The sequence below is a fragment of the Arthrobacter sp. SX1312 genome (genome assembly GCF_002929295.1).
In the GTDB taxonomy this organism is placed as follows: domain Bacteria; phylum Actinomycetota; class Actinomycetes; order Actinomycetales; family Micrococcaceae; genus Arthrobacter_D.
In genome coordinates this window covers 723,565-746,015 of sequence record NZ_PJIM01000002.1, presented here as the reverse complement: position 1 = coordinate 746,015, position 22,451 = coordinate 723,565, and the positions used below count along the sequence as shown (strand labels likewise).

At 67.2% G+C, this 22,451-nt stretch carries 20 protein-coding genes; 15 read left to right on the top strand and 5 right to left on the bottom strand.

Annotation, left to right across the window (positions count from 1 at the left end; genetic code table 11):
- Positions 1-73: 73 nt before the first annotated feature.
- Entirely contained in the window at positions 74-1,105 is a 1,032-nt protein-coding gene (locus CXQ92_RS10940; protein ID WP_104167758.1) for a LacI family DNA-binding transcriptional regulator, read from the bottom strand.
- Positions 1,106-1,328: 223 nt separating this feature from the next.
- On the opposite strand from CXQ92_RS10940, the gene rhaI reads away from it, so the two are divergent.
- From rhaI to CXQ92_RS10925, 3 genes are read left to right on the top strand one after another with little or no spacing between them, the layout of a single operon-like run.
- A complete protein-coding gene (gene rhaI, locus CXQ92_RS10935; RefSeq protein ID WP_104167757.1) occupies positions 1,329-2,495 on the top strand; it encodes an L-rhamnose isomerase in 1,167 nt (388 codons plus the stop codon).
- Positions 2,492-4,576, top strand: a complete 2,085-nt coding sequence (locus CXQ92_RS10930) for a bifunctional aldolase/short-chain dehydrogenase (RefSeq protein ID WP_104167756.1) — start codon at positions 2,492-2,494, stop codon at positions 4,574-4,576. The genes rhaI and CXQ92_RS10930 overlap by 4 nt, the downstream gene beginning before the upstream one ends.
- Position 4,577: 1 nt before the next feature.
- A complete protein-coding gene (locus CXQ92_RS10925) occupies positions 4,578-6,053 on the top strand; it encodes a rhamnulokinase family protein (protein ID WP_104167755.1) in 1,476 nt (491 codons plus the stop codon).
- A gap of 50 nt (positions 6,054-6,103) precedes the next feature.
- Here the strand turns inward: CXQ92_RS10925 and CXQ92_RS10920 are convergent, their stop codons facing one another.
- Positions 6,104-7,192: a LacI family DNA-binding transcriptional regulator gene (locus CXQ92_RS10920; protein ID WP_104167754.1), complete on the bottom strand. Its 1,089-nt coding sequence runs from the start codon at positions 7,190-7,192 to the stop codon at positions 6,104-6,106.
- A gap of 182 nt (positions 7,193-7,374) precedes the next feature.
- Here CXQ92_RS10920 and CXQ92_RS10915 point away from each other — a divergent pair, with 182 nt between their 5' ends.
- The 11 genes from CXQ92_RS10915 to CXQ92_RS10865 all read left to right on the top strand — a co-directional run bounded on the left by CXQ92_RS10915 (position 7,375) and on the right by CXQ92_RS10865 (position 18,738).
- A complete protein-coding gene (locus CXQ92_RS10915; RefSeq protein ID WP_258069862.1) occupies positions 7,375-8,247 on the top strand; it encodes an ABC transporter substrate-binding protein in 873 nt (290 codons plus the stop codon).
- Between the two features lie 99 nt (positions 8,248-8,346).
- Positions 8,347-9,135 carry an amino acid ABC transporter permease gene (locus tag CXQ92_RS10910; protein ID WP_104167752.1) on the top strand — a complete coding sequence of 263 codons (789 nt, stop codon included), beginning with the start codon at positions 8,347-8,349 and terminating at the stop codon, positions 9,133-9,135.
- Complete coding sequence (locus tag CXQ92_RS10905; protein WP_104167751.1) at positions 9,132-9,899, top strand: amino acid ABC transporter ATP-binding protein; 768 nt, start codon at positions 9,132-9,134, stop codon at positions 9,897-9,899. The genes CXQ92_RS10910 and CXQ92_RS10905 overlap by 4 nt, the downstream gene beginning before the upstream one ends.
- The gene (locus CXQ92_RS10900) at positions 9,899-10,945 is read left to right on the top strand and encodes a Gfo/Idh/MocA family oxidoreductase (protein ID WP_104167750.1); all 1,047 of its coding nucleotides are present in this window, start codon (positions 9,899-9,901) and stop codon (positions 10,943-10,945) included. The genes CXQ92_RS10905 and CXQ92_RS10900 overlap by 1 nt, the downstream gene beginning before the upstream one ends.
- A gap of 33 nt (positions 10,946-10,978) precedes the next feature.
- A complete protein-coding gene (locus tag CXQ92_RS10895; protein WP_104167749.1) occupies positions 10,979-12,094 on the top strand; it encodes an FAD-binding oxidoreductase in 1,116 nt (371 codons plus the stop codon).
- Between the two features lie 270 nt (positions 12,095-12,364).
- On the top strand, positions 12,365-13,363 hold the full coding sequence (locus tag CXQ92_RS10890) for an SIS domain-containing protein (RefSeq protein WP_104167748.1): 999 nt from the start codon (positions 12,365-12,367) through the stop codon (positions 13,361-13,363).
- A gap of 73 nt (positions 13,364-13,436) precedes the next feature.
- Positions 13,437-14,351, top strand: coding sequence for a PfkB family carbohydrate kinase (locus CXQ92_RS10885; RefSeq protein WP_104167747.1), 915 nt, complete (start codon positions 13,437-13,439; stop codon positions 14,349-14,351).
- 6 nt (positions 14,352-14,357) lie between these two features.
- The gene (locus CXQ92_RS10880) at positions 14,358-15,467 is read left to right on the top strand and encodes a LacI family DNA-binding transcriptional regulator (RefSeq protein ID WP_104167746.1); all 1,110 of its coding nucleotides are present in this window, start codon (positions 14,358-14,360) and stop codon (positions 15,465-15,467) included.
- A 143-nt stretch (positions 15,468-15,610) separates the two neighbouring features.
- Positions 15,611-16,927: an ABC transporter substrate-binding protein gene (locus tag CXQ92_RS10875; protein ID WP_104167745.1), complete on the top strand. Its 1,317-nt coding sequence runs from the start codon at positions 15,611-15,613 to the stop codon at positions 16,925-16,927.
- Positions 16,928-16,933: 6 nt separating this feature from the next.
- Complete coding sequence (locus CXQ92_RS10870) at positions 16,934-17,908, top strand: carbohydrate ABC transporter permease (protein WP_258069861.1); 975 nt, start codon at positions 16,934-16,936, stop codon at positions 17,906-17,908.
- Positions 17,902-18,738 (top strand): carbohydrate ABC transporter permease, encoded by an 837-nt coding sequence (locus tag CXQ92_RS10865; RefSeq protein WP_104167744.1) that lies wholly within the window; start codon positions 17,902-17,904, stop codon positions 18,736-18,738. Before CXQ92_RS10870 ends, CXQ92_RS10865 begins: the two co-directional genes overlap by 7 nt.
- A 39-nt stretch (positions 18,739-18,777) precedes the next feature.
- On the opposite strand, the gene CXQ92_RS10860 is transcribed toward CXQ92_RS10865, so the two are convergent.
- The 3 genes from CXQ92_RS10860 to CXQ92_RS10855 form a co-directional block, all read right to left on the bottom strand.
- Positions 18,778-19,197 (bottom strand): DUF2256 and DUF3253 domain-containing protein, encoded by a 420-nt coding sequence (locus CXQ92_RS10860; RefSeq protein WP_258069860.1) that lies wholly within the window; start codon positions 19,195-19,197, stop codon positions 18,778-18,780.
- Between the two features lie 8 nt (positions 19,198-19,205).
- The gene (locus CXQ92_RS18170) at positions 19,206-19,349 is read right to left on the bottom strand and encodes a hypothetical protein (RefSeq protein WP_181033625.1); all 144 of its coding nucleotides are present in this window, start codon (positions 19,347-19,349) and stop codon (positions 19,206-19,208) included.
- A 708-nt stretch (positions 19,350-20,057) separates the two neighbouring features.
- Positions 20,058-21,011, bottom strand: a complete 954-nt coding sequence (locus tag CXQ92_RS10855; protein WP_104167742.1) for a helix-turn-helix domain-containing protein — start codon at positions 21,009-21,011, stop codon at positions 20,058-20,060.
- 101 nt (positions 21,012-21,112) lie between these two features.
- Between CXQ92_RS10855 and CXQ92_RS10850 the strand changes: the two genes are divergently transcribed.
- Complete coding sequence (locus CXQ92_RS10850) at positions 21,113-22,447, top strand: alpha/beta fold hydrolase (RefSeq protein WP_104167741.1); 1,335 nt, start codon at positions 21,113-21,115, stop codon at positions 22,445-22,447.
- Positions 22,448-22,451 lie beyond the last annotated feature (4 nt).

Below are 22,451 nucleotides of genomic sequence, written 5' to 3'. Positions count from 1 at the left end.
TAGGCGCGACCCACAGGGCCGTCAACAGGCCGAGATCGGACTGTGACCCCGGCGCGACCGCGGGGTCAACCCGTCAGCCGGGGGCGTGGACCCGGGCCTGCGAGCTGCGGCGTTCCACGAGTTCGGGATCGAAGATCACCTGGCGGCGGCGGGCGGTGGGCCCCTCGATCTCCTCGAGGAGCAGCTCGACGGCGGTGCGCCCCATGAGCTCGGTCGGTTTGCGGACGCTCGTCAGCGGGACCACCGTGGAGGCGGAGAAATCGATGTCGTCGTACCCGATGAGCGCGAGGTCCTCGGGGATCCGGAGGCCGCGGATCAGCAGGACCGCCTGCATGACGCCGATCGCGAGGAGGTCGTTGGCGCAGAAGATGCCGTCCGGCAGCTCCTCGTGCCGGCGCCGGGCGATGGTCTCCCCGACGTCCCGGCCGGCCAGGACCGTCATGGCATCGGCTTCGAGGACCTCCAGCACGGCGCCGTCGTGCTCCGCGATCGCCTGGCGGGCACCCGCCAGACGGTCCGCGACCTGGCGGTAGTCGGCCCTGGTCCCCACGAACGCTATCCGCCGCCGGCCCGCCTCGAGCAGGTGCCGGACGGCGATGTAGCCGCCGGCGACATCGTCCACGGACACCGAGCTGCAGCGTCGCTGCGGGTCGACGCGGTCCACGAGCACCACGGGCATGCCACGCTGGCGCAGCGCCTCGACGCGTGGGCCCACATCCCCGACCGGCGAGATGAGCATGCCCTGCACACGCTGCTGCTCGAAGACGTCGATGTACCGGGCCTCGCGCTCCGCGTCCTGGCCGCTGTCGCCGAGCACCACGGTGCTCCCGTTCTCGGCAGCACAGTCCTCTGCCGCGCGGGCGAGCGAGGAGAAGAAGGGATTCCCGACGTCGAGCACCACCAGGCCGATGGTGCGGCTCTGGCCCGCCCTCAACTGCCGGGCGGCGTCGTTCCGCACGAAGCCGAGCCCGTCGATCGCGGCCTGCACGCGCTCGCGGGTGGCCGTGGAGACGCGCGCAGGATGGTTCAGCACGTTCGAGACGGTTCCGACCGCCACTCCGGCCCTGTCCGCGACGTCCTTGATGCTGACTGGTCGGCTGCTCATGGGGACTCCGGCTGTCTCGGAGGTCTCGTCGCGCGTCGGCGGGGCGCCGACAGGACGGTTGACACTCGGTCTCCCGCAAGGATAGCTTTGAAACGTGCTAATGAAACGATTCAAAAGCACGGCGCATCCACTTCCTCGTCCGGGCCCCGTCCGGACGGGCGACAGAACCCGAGAATCACCGCCGGTGGAATGAAGCACCCGGCCCGCACGCTGGAGAGAGTACATGACTGTCATCGACGACATCGCGGCAGAGCTGGACCAGCTCGCCATCGAAGTGCCCTCCTGGGCCTACGGCAATTCCGGGACCCGGTTCAAGGTGTTCGCGACGCCCGGCACGCCGCGCACCGTCCACGAGAAGATCGCCGATGCCGGCGTGGTCAACCGACTGACCGGCCTCGCCCCGAGCGTGGCCCTCCACATCCCCTGGGACAGGGTCGACGACTACGCGAGCCTCGCCGCGCATGCCGGCGAGCACGGCGTACGCCTCGGCACCATCAACAGCAACACGTTCCAGGACGACGACTACAAGTTCGGCAGCCTGACGCACAGCGACGCCGCCGTGCGGAACAAGGCGATCGACCACATGTACGAATGCATCGAGGTCATGAACGTCACCGGCTCCCGCGACCTGAAGATCTGGCTCGCGGACGGCTCGAACTACCCGGGGCAGGCCGACATGCGGTCCCGGCAGGACTGGCTGCAGGACTCCCTGCGGAAGGTCTACGACCGCCTCGGCGAGGGCCAGCGGCTGGTGCTCGAGTACAAGTTCTTCGAGCCGGCGTTCTATCACACGGACGTCCCCGACTGGGGTACCTCCTACGCCCACTGCCAGCAGCTCGGCGACAAGGCCCTCGTCTGCCTCGACACGGGCCACCACGCGCCCGGGACCAACATCGAGTTCATCGTGGCGCAGCTGATCCGCCTCGGGAAGCTCGGCTCCTTCGACTTCAACTCCCGCTTCTACGCGGACGACGACCTGATCGTCGGGGCGGCGGACCCGTTCCAGCTCTTCCGCATCATGGCCGAGGTGATCCGCGGCGGCGGCCTCGACCCGTCCAGCGGGATCGCCCTCATGCTCGACCAGTGCCACAACCTCGAGGAGAAGATCCCCGGGCAGATCCGCTCGGTGCTGAACGTGCAGGAGATGACGGCGCGCGCCCTGCTCATCGACCGCCCCGCCCTCACCGCAGCGCAGGAGGCCGGCGACGTCCTCGGCGCGAACGCCCTTCTGATGGACGCCTTCTACACCGACGTCCGCCCGGGCCTGGCCCGGTGGCGCGAGTCGAAGGGACTCCCTGCGGATCCCCTGACCGCGTACCGCGACAGTGGATACCAGGACCGGATCAACACCGAACGGCAGGGCGGCCAGCAGGCCGGATGGGGAGCATGACAGTGACGACGAAGCAGCCGACGACGGCCACACCTACCAACGGCACAGCCAACCAGACCGTCAGCGACCTCATTGGGCGCTCCAACCGGCTCGGCGCCGACAAGCGCACCACGAACTACGCCGGCGGCAACACGTCCGCCAAGGGCACGGGCGTCGATCCCGTCACGGGCGAGGACGTGGAGCTGCTCTGGGTCAAGGGATCCGGAGGTGACCTCGGCACGCTCACGGAGTCCGGGCTCGCCGTCCTGCGGCTCGACCGCCTGCAGTCCCTGCGCTCCGTGTACCCGGGGGTGGAGCGCGAGGACGAGATGGTCGCCGCGTTCGACTACACCCTCCACGGAAAGGGCGGGGCGGCGCCGTCCATCGACACCGCCATGCACGGGCTCGTCGACGCCGCGCACGTGGACCATCTGCACCCCGACTCCGGGATCGCCGTCGCGACCGCGGCGGACGGCGAGGCCCTGACCAGCACCATCTTCGGGCCGAAGGTCGTCTGGGTGCCCTGGCGGCGGCCCGGGTTCCAGCTCGGCCTCGACATCGCCGCCCTCAAGGAGGCGAACCCCGAAGCCATCGGCACCATCCTCGGCGGCCACGGCATCACCGCCTGGGGCGACACGTCAGCGGAGGTCGAGGCGAACTCGCTGTGGATCATCGAGGCGGCGGAGCGGTACATCGCCGAGCACGGCCGTCCGGAACCCTTCGGGCCGGCGCAAGAGGGCTATGCCGCACTGCCCGAGGAGGAGCGCCGGGTGAAGGCCGCGGCCCTCGCGCCGACCATCCGTGGCCTCGCCTCCACGGACAAGGCACAGGTGGGCCACTTCACCGACGATCCCCGCGTCCTCGACTTCCTCGCGTCCACCGGGCACCCGCGCCTCGGGGCGCTCGGGACCAGCTGCCCCGACCACTTCCTGCGTACCAAGGTGAAGCCGCTGATCCTCGACCTGCCGGCGGACGCCGACGTCGAGAGCTGCCTGCTGCGCCTGCGCGAACTGCATGCTCGATACCGCGCGGACTACGCCGCCTACTACGACCGCCATGCGACGCCGGACTCCCCCGCCATGCGCGGCGCGGACCCGGCGATCGTGCTGGTGCCCGGCGTCGGCATGTTCTCCTACGGCGCCACCAAGCAGACCGCCCGCGTCGCCGGGGAGTTCTACCTCAACGCCATCAACGTCATGCGGGGCGCCGAAGCCATCTCGACCTACGCGCCGATCGAGGAGAGCGAGAAGTTCCGCATCGAGTACTGGGCCCTCGAGGAGGCCAAGCTCGCGCGCATGCCGAAACCGAAGTCCCACGCGGGGCGCATCGCCCTGGTGACGGGAGCGGCGTCGGGCATCGGCAAGGCCATCGCGACGCGCCTCGCCGCGGAGGGCGCCTGCGTGGTCATCGCGGACCTGGACATCGAGAGCGCGAGCAGGGTCGCCGAGGATCTCGGCGGGTCCGACGTCGCCATCGGCGTGCAGGCCGACGTCACCGATCCGGCCCAGGTGCTTCAGGCCGTGAAGGCCGCCGTGCTGGCGTTCGGGGGGCTTGACCTCGTGGTCAACAATGCCGGCCTGTCCATCTCCAAGCCCCTGCTCGAGACCACGGAGAAGGACTGGGACCTGCAGCACGACGTCATGGCGAAGGGGTCCTTCCTCATGTCGCAGGCAGCCGCGAAGGTGCTGATCGAACAGGACATGGGCGGGGACATCATCTACATCTCCTCCAAGAACTCCGTGTTCGCCGGGCCCAACAACATCGCCTACAGCGCCACAAAGGCGGACCAGGCCCACCAGGTGCGGCTCCTCGCCGCCGAGCTCGGGGGGTACGGGGTGCGCGTCAACGGCATCAACCCGGACGGCGTGGTCCGCGGTTCCGGCATCTTCGCCGGCGGCTGGGGTGCCAAGCGGGCAGCGGTCTACGGCGTGGAGGAGGAGAAGCTGGGCGAGTACTACGCCCAGCGGACGCTGCTCAAGCGCGAGGTGCTGCCGGAGAACGTCGCCAATGCCGTGGCCGTCCTGACCTCCGCCGAACTCTCCCACACCACGGGGCTGCACATCCCCGTGGACGCGGGCGTCGCCGCGGCGTTCCTGCGCTGACATGGCGGTCGACCCGACACCGGTGTTCGTGGCCGTGGACATCGGGGCGTCCTCCGGCCGGGTGATCCTCGGCAGGCTCACGGACGCCGGTCCGGAGCTCGAGACCGTCCATCGCTTCCCCAACGGCGCGCATTTCCTCGGCGGCGCCCTGCGGTGGGACGTCGAGGCGCTCTTCGCGGAGGTACTGACGGGTCTCCGTCTGGCAGGTGAGGCCGCGGCGCGGGCGGGTGGCACCGTGGCGAGCATCGGCATCGACACGTGGGCGGTGGACTACGGGCTCGTCGACGACGCCGGCACGCTCCGGCACCTGCCCTTCAGCTACCGGGACGACCGCACCGCGGCGAGCATCGACGTCGTGCATGGTGCCGTGCCGCCCGAGCGGCTGTACGCGCGCACCGGGCTGCAGTTCCTGCCGTTCAACACGGTCTACCAGCTCGCCGCCGAGCGGTCGCTCGAGGGTGTCCAGGCGCTGCTCATCCCCGACCTGCTCGCGTACCGGCTGACCGGCGAGCGCCGCACGGAAGCCACGAACGCCTCCACCACGGGACTGCTCGACGCCGCCACCGGCACCTGGGCGGCCGATCTCTTCGGCCCGCTCGGCCTGCCCCCGGAGCTCTTCCCGCCACTCGTCGAACCCGGCACGGTGGTCGGCCGCCTGCTGCCGACCGTCGCGTCGGCGACGGGCCTCCCGGCGGCCACCGCCGTCGTCGCCGTCGGGTCGCACGACACCGCCTCCGCCGTCGCCGCGGTCCCCGCGGACTCCCCGCACTTCGCGTACATCTCCTCGGGCACGTGGTCGCTCGTCGGCGTCGAGCTCGACGCCCCCATCCTGACCGGGGAGAGCCGCGCCGCGAACTTCACCAACGAGCGGGGCGTCGACGGGACCATCCGCTACCTGCGCAACACCGGCGGACTCTGGCTGCTGCAGGAGTGCCTGCGGGAATGGAGCATCGAAGGGCCCGAGCCCGATCTCACCGGGCTGCTGGCCGCCGCGGCGACCCTGCCGGCCGACGGGCCGACCATCGACGCGGACAGCACCGACTTCCTGGCGCCGGACGCCATGCCCGCGCGCATCCGGCGGGCCGCCGGGGCGGGGCGGGACGTCCTGCCGACGCGGGAGGCCGTGGTCCGATGCATCCTGGACAGCCTCGCCGCAGCCTATGCGCGGACACTGCAGGACGCCGTCCGGCTGTCAGGCCACCGCATCGACGTCCTCCACGTGGTGGGCGGAGGGTCGCAGAACACGCTGCTGTGCCAGCTGACCGCCGACCGCACGGGACTGCCGGTCCTCGCAGGCCCGGTCGAGGCGACGGCGCTCGGCAACGTCCTCGTCCAGGCGAGGGCCGCCGGCGTGCTGGGCGGCGGCCTGCCGGACCTCAGACGAGTCGTCGTGGCGGGAGTTGCTCCCGTGCGCTACGAACCGGGCACTCCCTCCGGCCTCAGCATCGTTCGGCCCACCGTGAGGACTTTCCTGTGACCGGCGCCGTTCCCATGCAGCACCGTTCTCGAGGCATAGCAGTCTCGGATTCAGACCGAGATCCCCGCCGGGCGGTTCGGCGCCCCGACCGATCCGCGGAGCAGTAGCTCCGACTCGAACAGCAGGTTCCCCGGCTGCAGGGGACGCCCCAGGATCTGATCGAGCAGCGCGGTTGCCGTCGCTGCCCCGATATCGTAGACGGGTTGCGCGACCACCGTGATGGGCGGTTTCATGAGCTGCGCCCACGGCATGTCGTCGTACATCATGAAGGACACGTCCTCGGGAATCCTCATATCGAGGTCCTGGATGGTGCGAAGTACGTCCAGGGCGATCAGGCTGTCGGATGCGATGATCGCCGTGGCCGGAGAAGCGCATTGCAGCAGTTCTTCGACGATCTCGCGGATGGGCTGTGGTTTGCCCGCGCTCAACCGGATCAGATCCTCGGATACCGGGATGCCGGCGGCACGGAATGCCCTGCGCATTCCGGCCAGACGTTCGGACACGGGGTTGGTGCCCAGGTCAAGCTCCTCACCGGGCGACCAGCTCCCGACGTCGAGCGACGAGATGTACCCGATGCGGGTATGCCCGACCTCGATCAGGTGACTCACCGCTTCGTAAGCCGTGCCGTCCATCTTCGCCATGGCGGCACTCACTCCCAGGGCGGGGATCTGGCGGTCGAGCAGCACGAGCGGACGACCCGATTCGACGACGTCCCGCAAGTGACCGACGGACAGTTGCGAAGCAGGCGCCACGATCATGCCGTCGACGCGCTTGTCCAGCAGGACCCGCACGGCTTCCGCCTCTGCCGTGACATCCTCGCCCGTATTGATGAGGATCACGTCGAAACCCTCTGCCTTGGCGGCATCCGAGATGCCCCGCATGGCGAGGCTGAAAAAGGGGTTCTCGATGTCTCCCACCACGACGCCGAGCGTCTTGGACCTGCCGGTATTCATGCTCCGCGCCACCTCGTTCGGGCGGTACTCCAGAGCCGCGGCGGCGGCCAGCACCCGGGAGCGGACCTCATCACTGACAGCACCGTAGGCGCCCAGTGCCCGTGCGGCCTGCGCCTTCGACACCTTCGCTTCCCGTGCGACATCTGCGACCGTCGCGTCCTTGCGGCGAGAGGATGAACTTCCCATCGTGACCTTTCCGTAGAGGTTGACCCTCAGCGGATCAGTGTGTAGATTCCTCAGCAACCCAAATGTGAGCCCGGTCTCACTCTAACCGATTGAGACCGGACTCAACGAGGGGTGGGCCTTCCTTCTTCCAGCAACTTCCCGGCTGTCCGGCACCGAAGTGCCATCATCGATTGGACGAAACAGTGAACAGACTCTTCCGCTTCCGCCCCGTGGCTGCCGCCGCGGCCACCACCCTGACCGCGCTGCTGGTCCTCACCGGATGCGGGTCCTCCCCCTCGGCATCCCCGGAGGAGAACCCCTACGGCCTGATCGAGCCGGGCACCATCCGCGTGGCGAGCCTGGGTGATTCCAAGCCCTATACGTTCACGGATGAGAGCGGGAACTTCACGGGTTTCGACGTCGAACTCTTCCAGGACGTAGCCGGACGCATCGGCGTCGACGACGTCGTCTTCACCGGCCAGGATTTCTCCGGCCTGCTGTCGGCCGTCGCGAACGGGCAGTTCGACGTCGGTGTCGCGGCCATCGGCATCACGGAGGAGCGCAAGCAGACCGTGGACTTCTCGGAGGGCTATCTCGCCGGCTACCTCACCGTCATCACCACGAAGGACTCAGGCGTGAAGGACGCCGAGAGCCTCGCCGGTCATCGGTTGGGCGTCGTGCAGGGGACCTTGCAGGAGGCGTACGCGGTGAAGAACTTCACCGACACCGACCTCGTCCGCTTCCCGGACAACAACTCCGCCATCGCCGCGGTCAACGGCGGGTCCGTCGATGCCCACTTCCTCGACTACGAAGCGGCCAAGGACTACACGGAGAAATTCGGCCTGGTCTCGGCTGCGGATATCCCGTCGTTCGACGCTCCGGCAGGGTTTGCTCTCGCCAAGGGCAACGACGAGTTCAAGGCCGCGCTCGATGAGGGTCTGGCCGAGGCGATGGAGGACGGCACCTGGAAGGAGCTCTACGAGAAGTGGTTCCCCGGCTCGCCGATGCCTGAGCAGTACCTGCCGTCCGCGGAACGCACGTCCGAGCCGACCCCCGAGCCGACCCCGAGCAACTAGTTCGGTTCGCGTCCACCCGAGAACCTCCTCGGGGACACCATCCAAGGGTGCGGGCCGCAGGCCGGCCCGCACCCCGGCTACAGACACTGAGAGCTTGACATGGACTTCCTGGACAATCTGACCAAGACATTTCTCGACTTCGACGCGATGCTCGCCGTCCTGCCGCAGCTGCTGGGGGTCGGCCTGGTCAACACGTTGATCATCTCCGCCGCAGCGACGGTCATCGGGGTGGTGCTGGGAATGGTGGTCGCCGTGATGGGTATATCGACATCACGCTGGCTCCGGATCCCGGCCCGGATCTACACGGACCTGTTCCGGGGGCTACCCGCCATCCTGACGATCCTGCTCATCGGTCAGGGTTTCGCCCGGATGAGCCAGGAGATCTTCGGGCCTTCGCCGTATCCCCTGGGCATCATCGCCCTCAGCCTCATCGCCAGCGCCTACATCGGAGAGATCTTCCGAGCCGGTATCCAGAGCGTCGAGAAGGGGCAACTGGAAGCCTGCCGGGCCCTCGGTATGGGTTACGGCAAAGCCATGGCGCTGGTCGTCATCCCCCAAGGCGTGCGACGGGTCCTCCCAGCCCTGGTGAACCAGTTCATCGCGATCGTGAAGGACTCCTCCCTGGTCTACTTCCTGGGCCTCCTGGTCTCCGAACGTGAACTCTTCCGCGTCGGCCAGGACGCAGCGGTCCTGACAGGAAACCTCTCCCCCCTGGTGATGGCGGGAGTTTTCTACCTGATCATCACTGTCCCCCTGACCCACCTGGTCAACTACTTCGATGCCCGGTTCCGCAGCGGACGGCGCCGCCCCACAGCCCCCAGCAGCGGGCTGAACGAAGTCAAAGAACTCGATGCGGTCACACCGCACATCACAGGGAGCAACACATGAGCACCTCCACCAACACCTCCGCCGATCTCCTCACCTTCAGAGGGTCCAGCCTGGAAGTCCGGGACCTGACGATGGCCTTCGGCGACATCAAGGTCCTGCGCGGTGTGAGCCTGACGATCGCCCCGGGAACCACGACCTGCATCATCGGGCCTTCCGGCTCGGGGAAGTCGACCCTGCTCCGCGGCATCAACCGCCTCCACGAACCCGCCGGCGGTGACGTGCTCCTCGATGGAGAGAGCGCACTGAACCTCAGACCGGACGTCCTCCGCAGCCGCATCGGCATGGTCTTCCAGCACTTCAATCTCTTCCCTGACCACACCGCACTCGAGAACGTCGCCCTCGCCCTCTGGAGCGTCAAGGGCATGCCGAAAGCGGAAGCCAGGGAACGCGCCCGACGCCGGCTCGCCGAGGTCGGCCTCGCCGAACGCGCCGACCACCGTCCCCGGGACCTTTCCGGAGGCCAGCAGCAACGCGTCGCCATCGCCCGGGCCCTGGCGATGGAACCGGAAGTCATGCTCTTCGACGAAGCCACCTCCGCACTGGACCCGGAACTCGTCAAGGGCGTCCTGACCCTCATGGCCGGTCTCTGCGAGCGCGGGATGACGATGGCCGTCGTCACCCATGAGATGGGTTTCGCCCGCAGGGTCGCCGACCAGGTGGTCTTCATGGACGAGGGTGAAGTCATCGAAGCCGGCAAACCCGCCGACCTCTTCGACAACCCCCGGAGCGAGCGCCTCCAACGATTCCTGTCGGAGGTCCTCTGATGCGCGATGCCGGCCTCCTACGCACCGCCGTCCTCGGGTTCGGCGTATCCGGCAAGGTCTTCCACGCCCCGCTCATCGAGGCGGACCCGGGCTACTCACTGGACGTGATCGTGACCGCGAACCCCGCACGGGCCGGCCTCGCCGCACACTCCTATCCCGGGGCCCGGATCATCGGTACGGCAGAGGAACTTTTCGCCGCTCTCGATTCAGGGGAACTGGAACTGGATCTCGTCGTCCTGGGGACACCTCCCGGCACTCATGTGGAATTGGCGAACGAAGCCTTCGCCCGCGGGCTCAACGTCGTCGCGGACAAACCCTTCGTACCCACGAGCGCGGAGGGCGAGATCCTCATCGGGCGCGCCGCCGAGGCCGGGGTGATGCTCACCGTGTTCCAGAACCGTCGATGGGACGCCGACTACCTGACACTCAGGAGACTGCTCGATGAAGGCGCCCTGGGACAGGTCCGCTCCTTCGAATCCCGGTTCGAGTGGTGGATGCCCGAAGGTTTCGGCAACTGGCGGGACGAGGTCACCGTCGTCGAGGGCGGGGGGATCCTCCACGACCTCGGAGCACACCTCATCGACCAGGCCATCGAACTCTTCGGTCCCGTTTCCGAGACCTACGGCGAGACCGCCCTACACACCCCCGGCAGCGGCGCCGACCAGGACAGCTTCGTGTCGCTGCAGCACCGGTCAGGAGTTCGATCGCGGCTGTGGATGAACGGTCTGGCAGCACAGGTCGGAGCCCGGTTCCATGTCCTGGGATCCACCGCCGGATACACCAAGTGGGGGCTGGACGGGCAGGAAGCGGCCCTGGCAGCCGGAATGCTCCCCACCGATGAGAAGTACGGCGTGGAGCCCGAGAACAGGTGGGGCCTGCTCGGTGTGGACGGCGGGACGGTGCCCATACCTGCCGAGCGCGGCCGCTACCCCGCGTTCTACGCCCTGCTGGCCGCAGCGCTGCGGGACGGGACACCGCCCCCGGTCGATCCCGCCCAATCGGTCGAGGTCCTGCGGATCATCGAGAAAATCCATGGCGCCGGCTGACCGGCCGACCCCTCCCCAGAAAGAGAGCAATCCATGACCTCCTCCCCCTCCCGCGTGGCCGTCATCGGCGGCGGCATCCTCGGCGTCTCCGCCGCCGTCCACCTGCTGCGCGGTGGTGCGTCTGTCGTCCTCGTGACCGAAGCCGAACTGGCCAGCGGCGCCTCCGGGCGGTCCCTGTCCTGGTTGAACTCCGCAGGCGAACGCACCACCCCCTACCACGAGCTGCGCGTGGCCGGCATCGATCGGTACCGCACGCTCTTCGCTGCAGACCCGAGCCGGGAGTGGCTCCACTTCGACGGCGGCCTCCATTGGGCCGCCGACGGTGAGGACGACACCACCAAGGACCGGCACTCCTACGAGAAGGCGCATGGTTACGATTCGAGACTGGTCACCCCCGAAACGGTCGGCGACTACACCACGGGTATCAATCCCGCATCCGTCCCCGGCACGGCCATCTTCAACCCGGGCGAGGGATGGGTCAGCCTGCCGCACCTGATCGAATTCCTCATGGACGAGTTCAAGCACCGCGGGGGCGAACTGGTCACCCACGCAGGCAGGACCTCCGTCCAGGTCGCGGACGGACGAGCCACCGGAGTGACGACCGCGCAGGGCGAGCAGTACCACGCCGACGCGGTCGTGGTGGCCTGCGGTCCGCAGACCCCTGCCGTGGTCAAGGAACTCGGGGTGGAGATCGCCGACGCCTCACCGGTGTCGATGCTCGTCCTCACCGAACCGGTAGCCCAGGAAGTGCGACCCGTCATGAACACCCCCCGCGCGGCGCTCCGACCGAATCCCGGGAACACCCTGGCGCTGGACCATGACTGGTACGAAGAGAGCATCACCGAGAACGCGGATGGCACCTACAGCATCCCGGAATCCGTGGTGCAGCAACTCGCGGACGAAGCCTCCGTGCTGCTCCAGGGGGAACCGGCGCTCAAGGCTGCCTCGTGGAAGCTGGGGCGCAAGCCGATCCCGGGTGACGGTGAACCCGTCTTCGGCGAGCTGCAGGAAGTCCCCGGATGCTTCGTCGCCTTCACCCACTCCGGGGCGACGCTCGGACTCATCGCAGGCGAACTGCTGGCCGAGGAGATCCTGACCGGTCAGAAGCATCCGATGCTCGCGACGTTCCGGCCCGAGCGTTTCCACTGACAGAACCTGCTTCGAGCACGACGACGACCTCCGGGTCGAGGGACCTGCACCACCCTCGACCCGGGGGTCGCCCTGTCTGTACGGACAGAAGCATTGCGGTGATCCCGGTCGATCGGATGCCGGCCGGTCCATTCGTCCTGATTTCTCCCGACCCGTTGACTTCTCCTCCTGCCGCGGCGAAGATTGAGCATAATTGATACCGGTACCAACTTGTATCAGTCGTCGCCTCGTACACGAGAGCGGTTCCCACCAGCAGGAGGAGAAAACGAGTTGCTCGGCTTCAACAAAGAGGAAACCCAGGCCCAGATCAGGAGCGCGATCGCTCTTCGCCCCGAGATCGAGAAAACCGTAGCGTTCATCGAGGAGCGTGGTTACGACAACATCTACTTCATCGGCGCCGGCGGCACCTACGCGGCTGTCCTGCCCTACGAGCTCTACTTCCAGGCGCACTCCACCCTTCCGGTGCGTGCGGCAATCGGCAAGGAGCTGATGCTGGCCCAGGACGCCGCCTTCGGTGAGCGCTCCATCGCCGTCTTCACCTCGATCTCCGGCACCACCGAGGACGTGCTCGAAGCCATCGAGTTCGCCAAGTCCCGGGGTGCCTACACGATCGGTTTCACCGGGTACGACGACAGCCCCTTCGCCCGGGCCGTCGACTGCCCGATCATCTCCGCACCCAAGACCTGGTTCGATGTCCAGCTCCTGCTGTTCACCACGGGGGTCCTCAGTCGCCGCGGCGAGTTCGACGACTACGAGGCATTCGCCGATGAGCTCACGCACCTGCCCGACGCGATCGTCGCCGCTGCGGAGCGGGCCGAGCCCATCGCAGAAGCCTTCGCCAGGAAGCACGCCGACACCGACTACTACTTCGTCGTGGGAGCAGGCAATCTGTGGGGCTACGCCTACCTCTACTCCATGTGCGTGCTCGAAGAAATGCAATGGCTGCGCACCACGCGCGTGCATGGCGCCGAGTTCTTCCATGGATCGCTCGAGCTCATCGAGAAGGACACGGCACTGCTGCTGTTCAAGGGTGAGGACCAGAGCCGGCCCCTCATGGACCGCGTCGAGAACTTCGCAGTGAAGTACAGCGACGACGTCACCACCATCGACACGAGGGACTACGCGCTCGAGGGCGTCAGCGAGCGCTTCCGACCCTTCATCGGCCCGATGGTCATCGACGCGGTCACGCATCGCTTCAGCAAGCACCTCGAGGCCGTCCGGGGGCACTCGCTCGATCTCCGACGCTACTACCGCGTCGTCGAGTACTGAGTTCCCCGGGAGACGTATCCGGTTGCGGGGCCGATACCGGCCCCGCAGCCGCTCGATCATGAAAAGAGCAGATGTGAGAGTTGCGGGCTTCGGCGACAACATCGTCGACCGGTTCATCGACCGCCGGATCATGTATCCCGGTGGCAACTGCGTCAATTTCGCCGTCTACTCCCGACAACTCGGGGTCGAATCCGCCTATCTGGGGGTGTTCGGGGACGATGACCACGGGCGCTTCATGCACGGGATTCTCGACAGCCTCGGCATCGACCTGCGCCGCTGCCTGTTCCGGGACGGCCCCAACGGCGCGACCGATATCGAGGTCGTCGACGGGGAGCGGTTCTTCCGCAGCTGGAACGAAGGCGGCGTGACCGCCAGTGCCCCCTTCCACCTCACGCCCGACGACATCGTGTACCTGAGCGGTTTCGACCTCATCCACTCCAGCGTCTTCTCGGCCTCCGTCCCGGAGTTGCCCGCGCTCCGCACCACCGGTGCGCTCGTCTCCTTCGACTTCTCCGACGACCCGGCGCACCGGACGGACGACTACCTCGACGCCGTCGCACCATTCGTGGATCTTGCGCTCGTGTCCTTCGCCGGCATGAACGAGGCGCAGGTCGAGGACGAGGTGCGCCGCATCGCCGCCCATGGTTCACCGCTCGTGCTCGCCACCCGCGGCCCGTACGGCGCTGCACTGTTCGACGGTGCGGTCTTCCACCGGGTGAGTGCGACCGGCACGGATCCCGGGCGCTTCAAGGACACGATGGGCTGCGGCGACGCCTTCCTCGCCGCGTTCACCCTCTCGCTGCTCCGCTCAGGATGGTCGCGCGCCACTCCTCCGTCGTCGGGTGACATCCGGGAAGCTCTCGCCGACGGCTCCCGCTACGCGGCGCTCCAGTGCTATGTCGAAGGGGCGTTCGCGCACGGACGACGCTTCGACAATGAGGAATACTCGAATCATGAACAGCGTCGAGTGTCCCCAGCCGGAAAATAGGCGGCGATGACGTCGGACCGCCCCCGTCCCACCTCCTCCCCCACCATCTCCGAAGTAGCCGCCGCGGCCGGAGTGGGGCGCGCCACGGTGGCGCGCAGCCTCGGTGGCTACGGATCGGTGAGTGAACCGACCAGGGCACACGTACTGGCTGTGGCCGCGCGCCTCGGCTACCGGGCGAACACGCTCGCGCGCAGCATGACCACGGGGGTCACGAAGACCCTCGGCGTCGTGCTCGCCGACATCGCGAATCCGTTCTTCGCCGGCGTCCTGCGGGGCCTCTCCGACACCGCCAAGCGGGAGGGCTACGACCTCCTGGTACTCAGCACCAACGAGAAGCTGGCCGAGGAACAGGCCGCCGTCGGCCTCCTCCTGGACAAGCAGGTCGACGGACTCGTCATCGCGTCGGCCGCCACGGCCGGTGACGATCTGAGTCACCTCCTGGTCGCCAGGGAGCGGAACACCCCGCTCGTGCTCATCGACCGACTGGTGAGCGGGTTCGACGCGGACTCGGTGGTCATCAACAACCGGGAGGCGGCGAGGGAGGCAGTCACCACCATGATCGACGCAGGACACACCCGTATCGGTTTCGTGTGGGGGCCGGTCACGGTGCAACCCGCAGAGGATCTGGGGACCATGCGCTCGGTCATCGCCGGAGCCCTATGGAGCGATGGTGAACGACTCAGCGGATACCTCGATGCGCTGCTCGAAGCCGGCATCGAGTTCGACACCTCGCTCGTGACCCACGTGCTGAAGACCGAGGGCCAGGCGGCTCGGGCCGTCTCCGGGATGCTCGCCCTCGCCCAACCGCCGACGGCGTTCTTCACCACCGAGACGGACGCGACGGTGGGGACCCTACGGGCATTGCGCACCCGCGGCCTGCGCTACCCGGACGACGTCTCGCTCCTGGGCTTCGACGACACGCCCTGGGCAGCGGTGATGGACCCGCCCCTCACGATGGTCGCCCAGCCCATGCAGGAGGTCGGTGCGAGGGCCGCCGCGATCGTCATCGGACGTATCAAGGGCGACGATTCCGACGTCGTCCACGACGTCCTTCCCGCTCGACTCGTCCAGCGCCACTCCGTGCAGCACCGCGCCGTCCGCGCCCTGCCTCTCTGACTCAGAAATCTCGGCGAAAGACTAGGCAGGGTCCTCTCTCCTTGCTATCGTCTGATACCGGTATCAATATTGATACCCGGCACCACTTCTGATCCAACGGCGGGTCTGCGCTGCAGCTGGCCGTACCAGCGAAAGAGAGAACGATGCTGAAAGTCAGGCAGATCGGATTGGCGGCGGTTGCTGCCATGGCCGTCACCCTCACGGGCTGCGGGTCGTCAGCTCCGCAGAAGACCGCGGACCTCGCGGCCGAGCCCGAATACTCGGGCACGCTGAGCATCCTCACCAAGTTCGGTGGTGAACCCCTCGAGAGCTACTTCTCCGACCTCGCCGCCGAGTACACGGCGATGCACCCCGATGTGAAGTTCGAGCTCATCCAGGAGACCGACCAGAGCATCAAGGACAAGACGAAGACGCTCACCGCGTCCCAGGCGCTCCCCGACATCTACTTCACCTGGGCCGGTGACTGGGCAGCGAACTTCGTCGAGGCCGGATTGGCCGCCGACCTCACACCGGTCATCGAGCCGGGTACCGAGTGGGGTGACACTTTCGGCGAAGCATCCCTGAGCGCGTTCCAGTACGACGGCAAGTACTACGCCGTGCCGCTCTACAACAACGGCAAGTTCATGGGCTACAACGAGAAGATCTTCGCCGAGGTCGGCATCCAGCCTCCCACCAGTTTCGACGAGCTCATCAGCGCGTGTGGCACCATCCGGGACGCCGGGTACGAACCCGTCGCCTTCGGGAACAAGGACGGCTGGCCGGCACTGCACTACCTGCAGCAACTGTTCGCCTACAACGTCCCGCAGGATACGCTGCAGGCCGATTTCGACCCTGAGACCGCGACCTGGGACGACGAGGGATACGTCAAGTCGCTCGAGCAGTTCTCGACCCTCGTGGAGGAGTGCACAGGCTCGGGCGCCGATTCGAACGGCGTCCTGTACACCACCGCCCAGCAGGCGCTCGCCGAAGGGCGTGCCGCGATGTACTACCAGGAGATCCTCGAGTTCGACACGTCTGCGGCGGAAGGCACGCCCCTCAGCAAGGACGGCTTCGGGATCTTCCCCCTGCCCGTCCCGGCAGGCGCCGAGGGCGATCCTGGCGCCATCGAAGGCTCACCCGAGGGGTACATCATCAACGCCCGCTCCGAACGGGCCGCCCTCGCAGCCGACTTCATGAAGTTCGTCACCGAATCGGAGAACGCCTCGACGCTCTCCGCACCCCCCTACGGCCAGCCCAGCGCAGTGGTAGGAGCGGTCACCGCTGACAGCTCGAGCCCGGGCGTCGTGAACGGCATCGAAATGGTCAATGACGCATCCTCCACCGTCATCTGGCTCGACTCCGTGACCGTCCCCGACGTCGCCGACGCATGGCTGGCCGGCGGCGAAGCCCTCATCAGCGGGGACAGCACCCCCGAGGACATCCTCTCCAGTGTCCAGGCCGCATCCGAAGCCTCCAAGTGACCGATCGTGACCACCAATGAACTGACGCGGGGGCCCGTGCTGCCGGCCCCCGCGTCGGGGTCCCGCACACGGCCCTCCAGGAAGCGCCGACCCGGCACCTCCAGGGTCACGTCGCTGCGCGCACTCGTCTGGGTCCTGCCCGCCGTGCTGATGCTCGCGGTCTTCGTCTACCTCCCCCTCGCGCAGAACTTCGGCTTCAGCGTCCTTGAATGGGATATCTACACCGGCAGCCAGAGTTTCATCGGCGCTGAGAACTACCAGAAGATGTTCGCCGACCCCGTCTTCTGGCACGCCCTGGCCAATAACGCCTGGTACTCGGTGATCTCGATCCTGTTCCAGGTGTGCGGCGCCCTCGTTCTCGCAGCCCTCGTCGAGGGCCTGCGCCACGATCGGTGGAAGCAGGTATTCAGGGTCCTCTACTTCATCCCGTCGGCCATCTCGCTGACCGTCGCAGGGCTCCTGTTCTACTTCATCTACGAACCGGAACTGGGGCTCCTCAACGCAGCCCTCGAGAGCCTCGGACTGGGAGATCTGACCCAGTCATGGCTCGGCCAGGAGAACACGGCGATCTTCGCGATCATCGCCATGAGCCAGTGGCAGGGCTTCGGCTACTGCACGCTACTGTTCGCCGTCGCCCTGCAACGGATCCCCTCCGAACTCTACGAAGCCGCCTCCATCGACGGAGTGGGCCCCGTCCGCCGCTTCTTCTCGGTCTCCCTCCCCCTGGTCCGGGAAATGACAGGCCTGATGATGATCGTCACGGTCTCGGGCGCTTTCCAGGTGTTCAACGAGGTCATGGTCATGACCACCGGCGGACCCAACAACTCGAGCCAGGTCCTCGGCACGTGGCTCTACCGCAGCGGATTCGTCCGCAACGATTTCGGCTACGCCGCCGCGATCGCCACGGCGATCTTCTTCATCACCCTGTCGCTCGCACTGCTGCAGCTCTGGATCTCCCGCAAACGAAGGGTGGAATGGTGAAACGCAGCACCGCACTAGGAGTCATCGGCTCGACCTTCGTCTGGGCCTTCCTGCTCGCCCTCGCCGTCGTCGTCATCTACCCCCTGCTGTGGATGACCCTCAACGGCTTCAAGACCAACGCCGAACTGTTCGGCAACCCGTTCGCGCTGCCTCTGGAGTTGCGCTGGGAGAACTACGCGAACGCCTGGAACCGGGGTGTCGGCAACTACCTCATGGTGAGCGTGCTCGTCACCGTCACCTCGACCATCGCGACGGTCTTCATCGGCGCATGGGCGGCCTACGGACTGACGAGGATCAAGATCCCGTTCAGTCGCACGTTCCTCATCATCATCCTCGCCGGCCTGATGCTGGCACCTACCGTGGCTCTCATCCCGCTGGTGCGCATGTTCCAGGCCCTGGGCCTCTACAACACGTTCTGGGCACTGTTGATCCTGTATACCGCGTTCCGTATCCCCTTCACCGTGTTCCTGATCCGCGCGTACATGATGGACCTCCCCGTACAGATCGACGAGGCGGCAGCTGTCGACGGCGCGTCGCGGGCCCGCGCGTTCTGGCAGATCATCCTGCCGATGTGCAAGCCGATCATCGTCTCGACCGTGATCCTCAACATCCTCTTCACGTGGAACGAATACCTGTTCGCCATGGTGTTCACCAGCGGCGGGGACTTCCAGACGTTGCCCGTGGGACTTACCAACCTGATGGCCAAGCACGGCACGGACTACCCCGTCGTGTTCGCGGGCATGGTCATGGCCGCACTGCCCATGGTCGTGCTGTTCATCGCCGGTCAACGCTACTTCATCCGGGGGCTGGCAGATGGAATCGGAAAATGAGGGATCGAATCGGAGACCCGAGGTTGCGTCGCGAGCAGGTCAGCGAGTCGGATGTCTCGTAGCAGGTGACCGCAGGGCCACGGGCCCCTTGGCCGTCGAGGGATCGACGACGACGCCGCGCTGCACCATCTCCGCGAGCCCACGGTTCACGAGGCGGCGCGCGGCGCTCCGGGCGGGCTCGTGCAGAAGACTCCCGCCCTTCTCGTCGAGGGCACGGGCGGCATCCGCCGGATCGAGGCCCTGTCCGCGCGGCAGGCTCCGGAGACGCCTCAGGAGCCAGTCCTCGAGGGCCGCGTCGATCGGCTTCACCTTGCGGGCCCGGCAGGCGTCGCTGCAGTAGAGCACCGTGTCCCAGGTCCGCTCCCACTTCTTCCGCCACTCCATGCGGCGGCCGCACGACCTGCAGAACTTCGGCTCGGTCGAAGCACCGGGACCGGGCCCCTGCGCGGGCGGTCTCACCCGCGGCGTCACGTGCGTCCGACCTCGGTCCGGATGGTGGCGAAGCCGAGCCGCACGGCGATGTCCAGGCGGCGTGCATCGGAGGCCTGCTCGACGACGTCGGCCACCGGGCTCACCACGCCCTGCTCGTCCGCGCTGCTGTCCGTGGTCACGGCGGTCCTTCCTGCCATCCGTGCCGGTCCTGCGGCGGGCAGACGTGGGAGAGGACTGCAGCTCGGTGGTGCATCAAGCATAGGAGACGCTGCTACGCCATCAACGACGCATCACCCTCGACGCCGGCTACCTCCGCGAGCACGGCCGGCTCGGTTACACCGCGACCGTGAACCGCGCCCAAGGTGCCACTGCCAACACCGTGCGCGCCATCCTCGACGAGCGGACCGACTAGGCCCTCCCCCGGCCGCAACACCAACCGCCTCTACGTAGCCCTCGAGGACGACAACGACCAGACAGTGCCCCTCGGAGGGGTTCTGGCGACGATCACCGCGAATCACGACCGCACCCTGCCGCCCATGAGGCGGTTCGGATAGAAGCCGTTCGTACCGATGACGTCGCGACCCTCGCCTGCGTCTACAACGATGGCTGTATCCACCTACATCTGCGAGGGCCTGCCGACCGTGGGACAGCGCACCCTGCCGGCGGCCGACGCGCTCACCCCAGCGTTCGACCAGATCGGCTCGAACAGCGCCGAGTAGGGGCTGCGTCAACGTAAGTTGATATAAGATCAATTATCGGCGAAGAAGAAAGAGTATTGCGGGAGAACGCTTCGGCGGCTGCTGCTGCGGCTGCTGCAAAGGTGCACTCTTCTCCGCCATGAGTGGTGCCGTCTCGGTTGGCAGCTGGGTCACACTCATGGCAACCACTCAGGCTGGCGTGGACTGCCGATTCCTACCTTGGTAGAGGTGGCGGTAGTTCGAGGGTGTGGTGTTGAGTTTCCGGCTGAAGTGGATCCGGAAATTTGCTGTCGTTCCCAAACCGGTCCTGGAGGCGATCGCTTGCACCGTCAGGTCGGTGGTCTCCAGGAGTCGGCACGCTTCGGCGATGCGTTGCTCGTTCAGCCACCTCAGCGGTGTCGTTCCCGCTTCGGCCGTGAATTTCCGGGCGAAGCTCCCGGAAGCCCAGCCGGCATGGGCGGCCATCTCGCCCACCGTGAGCGGTTCAGTCAGATTCTGTCTGGCCCAGGCGCAGGTGTCGGCGAAAAGGGCCAAGGGTGCGGCGACCACGCGTTCCATGAACTGGACCTGACCCCCTTCCCTGTGCGGGGCGACGACCATCCGTCGCGCGATGCTGTTGGCCGCTTCGGTTCCGAAGTCCTTGCGAACCAGGTGCAGGCATAGGTCGATGCCTGCCGCGACGCCAGCGCTGGTGCTGACGCTGCCTTGGTCGATGTAGAGGACGTCCGCGTCGACGGTGATGCCCGGGTACAGGGTCTGAAGGCGTTCGGCGTTTCTCCAGTGGGTGGTTGCACGCTTGCCGTCCAGGAGGCCGGCGGCCGCGAGAGCGAAGGCGCCTGTGCACACCGACACGACGCGGGCTCCGCGAGCCGCTGCCTGACGCAGGGCCTCACAGACCTCGGCGGGCGGATCGTCGAGCGGTTCGTATCCGGGAACCACGACTGTGTCCGCGGACAGGAGGGCGTCCAAGCCATCGGGGGCCAAGATGGAGTACCCGGATGTAGTGAGCACCAATCCGGGCTGGGCTGCGCAGACCCGGAAGGAGTACCGTTCCCGTTCATCCATGTGGCCGAAAACCTGCGCTGGAGTGGCAAGGTCAAAAGCAACGACACCCGGCAGTGCCAAAGCGACGACTCGGTGCATACGGTCACTGTACTGACGGATACATCCAGTGGACAGAATCCTTTCCATTCATGGCGTTTTTGCCGTGCACTTCCACTACCGGTGAATGACAGCATGACTGCATGATGATCCTCGGGGCGCAGAAAACGACAGTCGCCGCTCCTAAGGGCCAGGACTATCCCCCTGGCTCTGATCCCGCGGGTAAGGGCCACATCGGCTGGCTGGTGGCCGGTGCCCTGATGGTCGGGGTCGTCGCCGCACTCCTGCTGGCTGCGGCTCCCTTCATCCCTGCGACGGAGAGCGGCGTGACTGCGGGCATCCTGCTGGGGTTCGCACTGGGGTGGGCCCTGCTGGCTGTGCTCTCAGTGAGGTTCACGGACCAGCCGCAGAAATGGGCCTTGGGCCCCGCACTGTTCATGGGTTTGGGCGGCCTACTGTTGGTGGTGTTCGGCGCCCCGCTGCAGGAAGTACTCGCGTGGTTGTGGCCCCCGGCCCTTCTGGTGCTGGGTGTCTGGATGATCGTCAGAATCCGTCGGCAGCTGCCCAGCCGTAGCGCCCGAGCGCTGCTCTACCCCGTGATCGCGCTGCTCGTCATCGCGTCACTGGCGAGCGGGTACGAGACCGTACGCGGAGCCGCCACGGCGGGAGCCACTCCGGGGCACGGACGGTTAATCGATGTCGGCGGTCACCGCCTCTACCTGGACTGCACCGGCTCGGGCAGTCCCACCGTGGTGCTCGAACCCGGCGCAGGCCTGACGTCGTCGAGCCTCGCCCTGATCGCGCCGAAGGTCGCGCAGGACACCCGCGTCTGCGTCTACGACCGCGCCGGGCGCGGCTGGAGCGAACCGGCGACCGTGCCGCAGGACGGCGCGCAGATCGCCAACGACCTCCACACGCTGCTGCAGCGCGCAAACGAGCCCGGACCGTATGTGCTGGCCGGTCATTCCCTCGGGGGCCTCTACGCCCTCACCTTCGCTGCCCGCTACCCCGGGGAAGTCGCCGGACTGGTGCTGGTGGACTCGACCGCACCGGCATTGGATCCGGGACCCAGCACAGCGGAGCCCGCGCGCCCCAATGACACCACCCACCGTCTCTCCGCACTGATCGCCGCCGCAGGACGGCTCGGCATCGGCCCACTCCTCGGTGTGGAATCGGGCAACCACCTGCGCAGCACGGTGGACGAATACCTCCTCGCCGGGTCCTCGGTGCAGCAGGGCGCGGCCCTGAGGACCCTTGCGGACAAGCCCCTGGTCGTCCTGACGGCCGGCAGTGGCACCAGACCCGGATGGACTGAATCCCACGACGCGCTGGCCACGCTGTCGACCAACAACCTGCACCGCGTCGTCGACGGGGCCACGCACGGGTCCCTGCTCGACGACGACCAGGACGCCGCCGAGACCGCCCGGGGCATCCTCGACGCCGTCACCGCGGTACGGAATGAAGCGGGCCTGCAGTGAATTT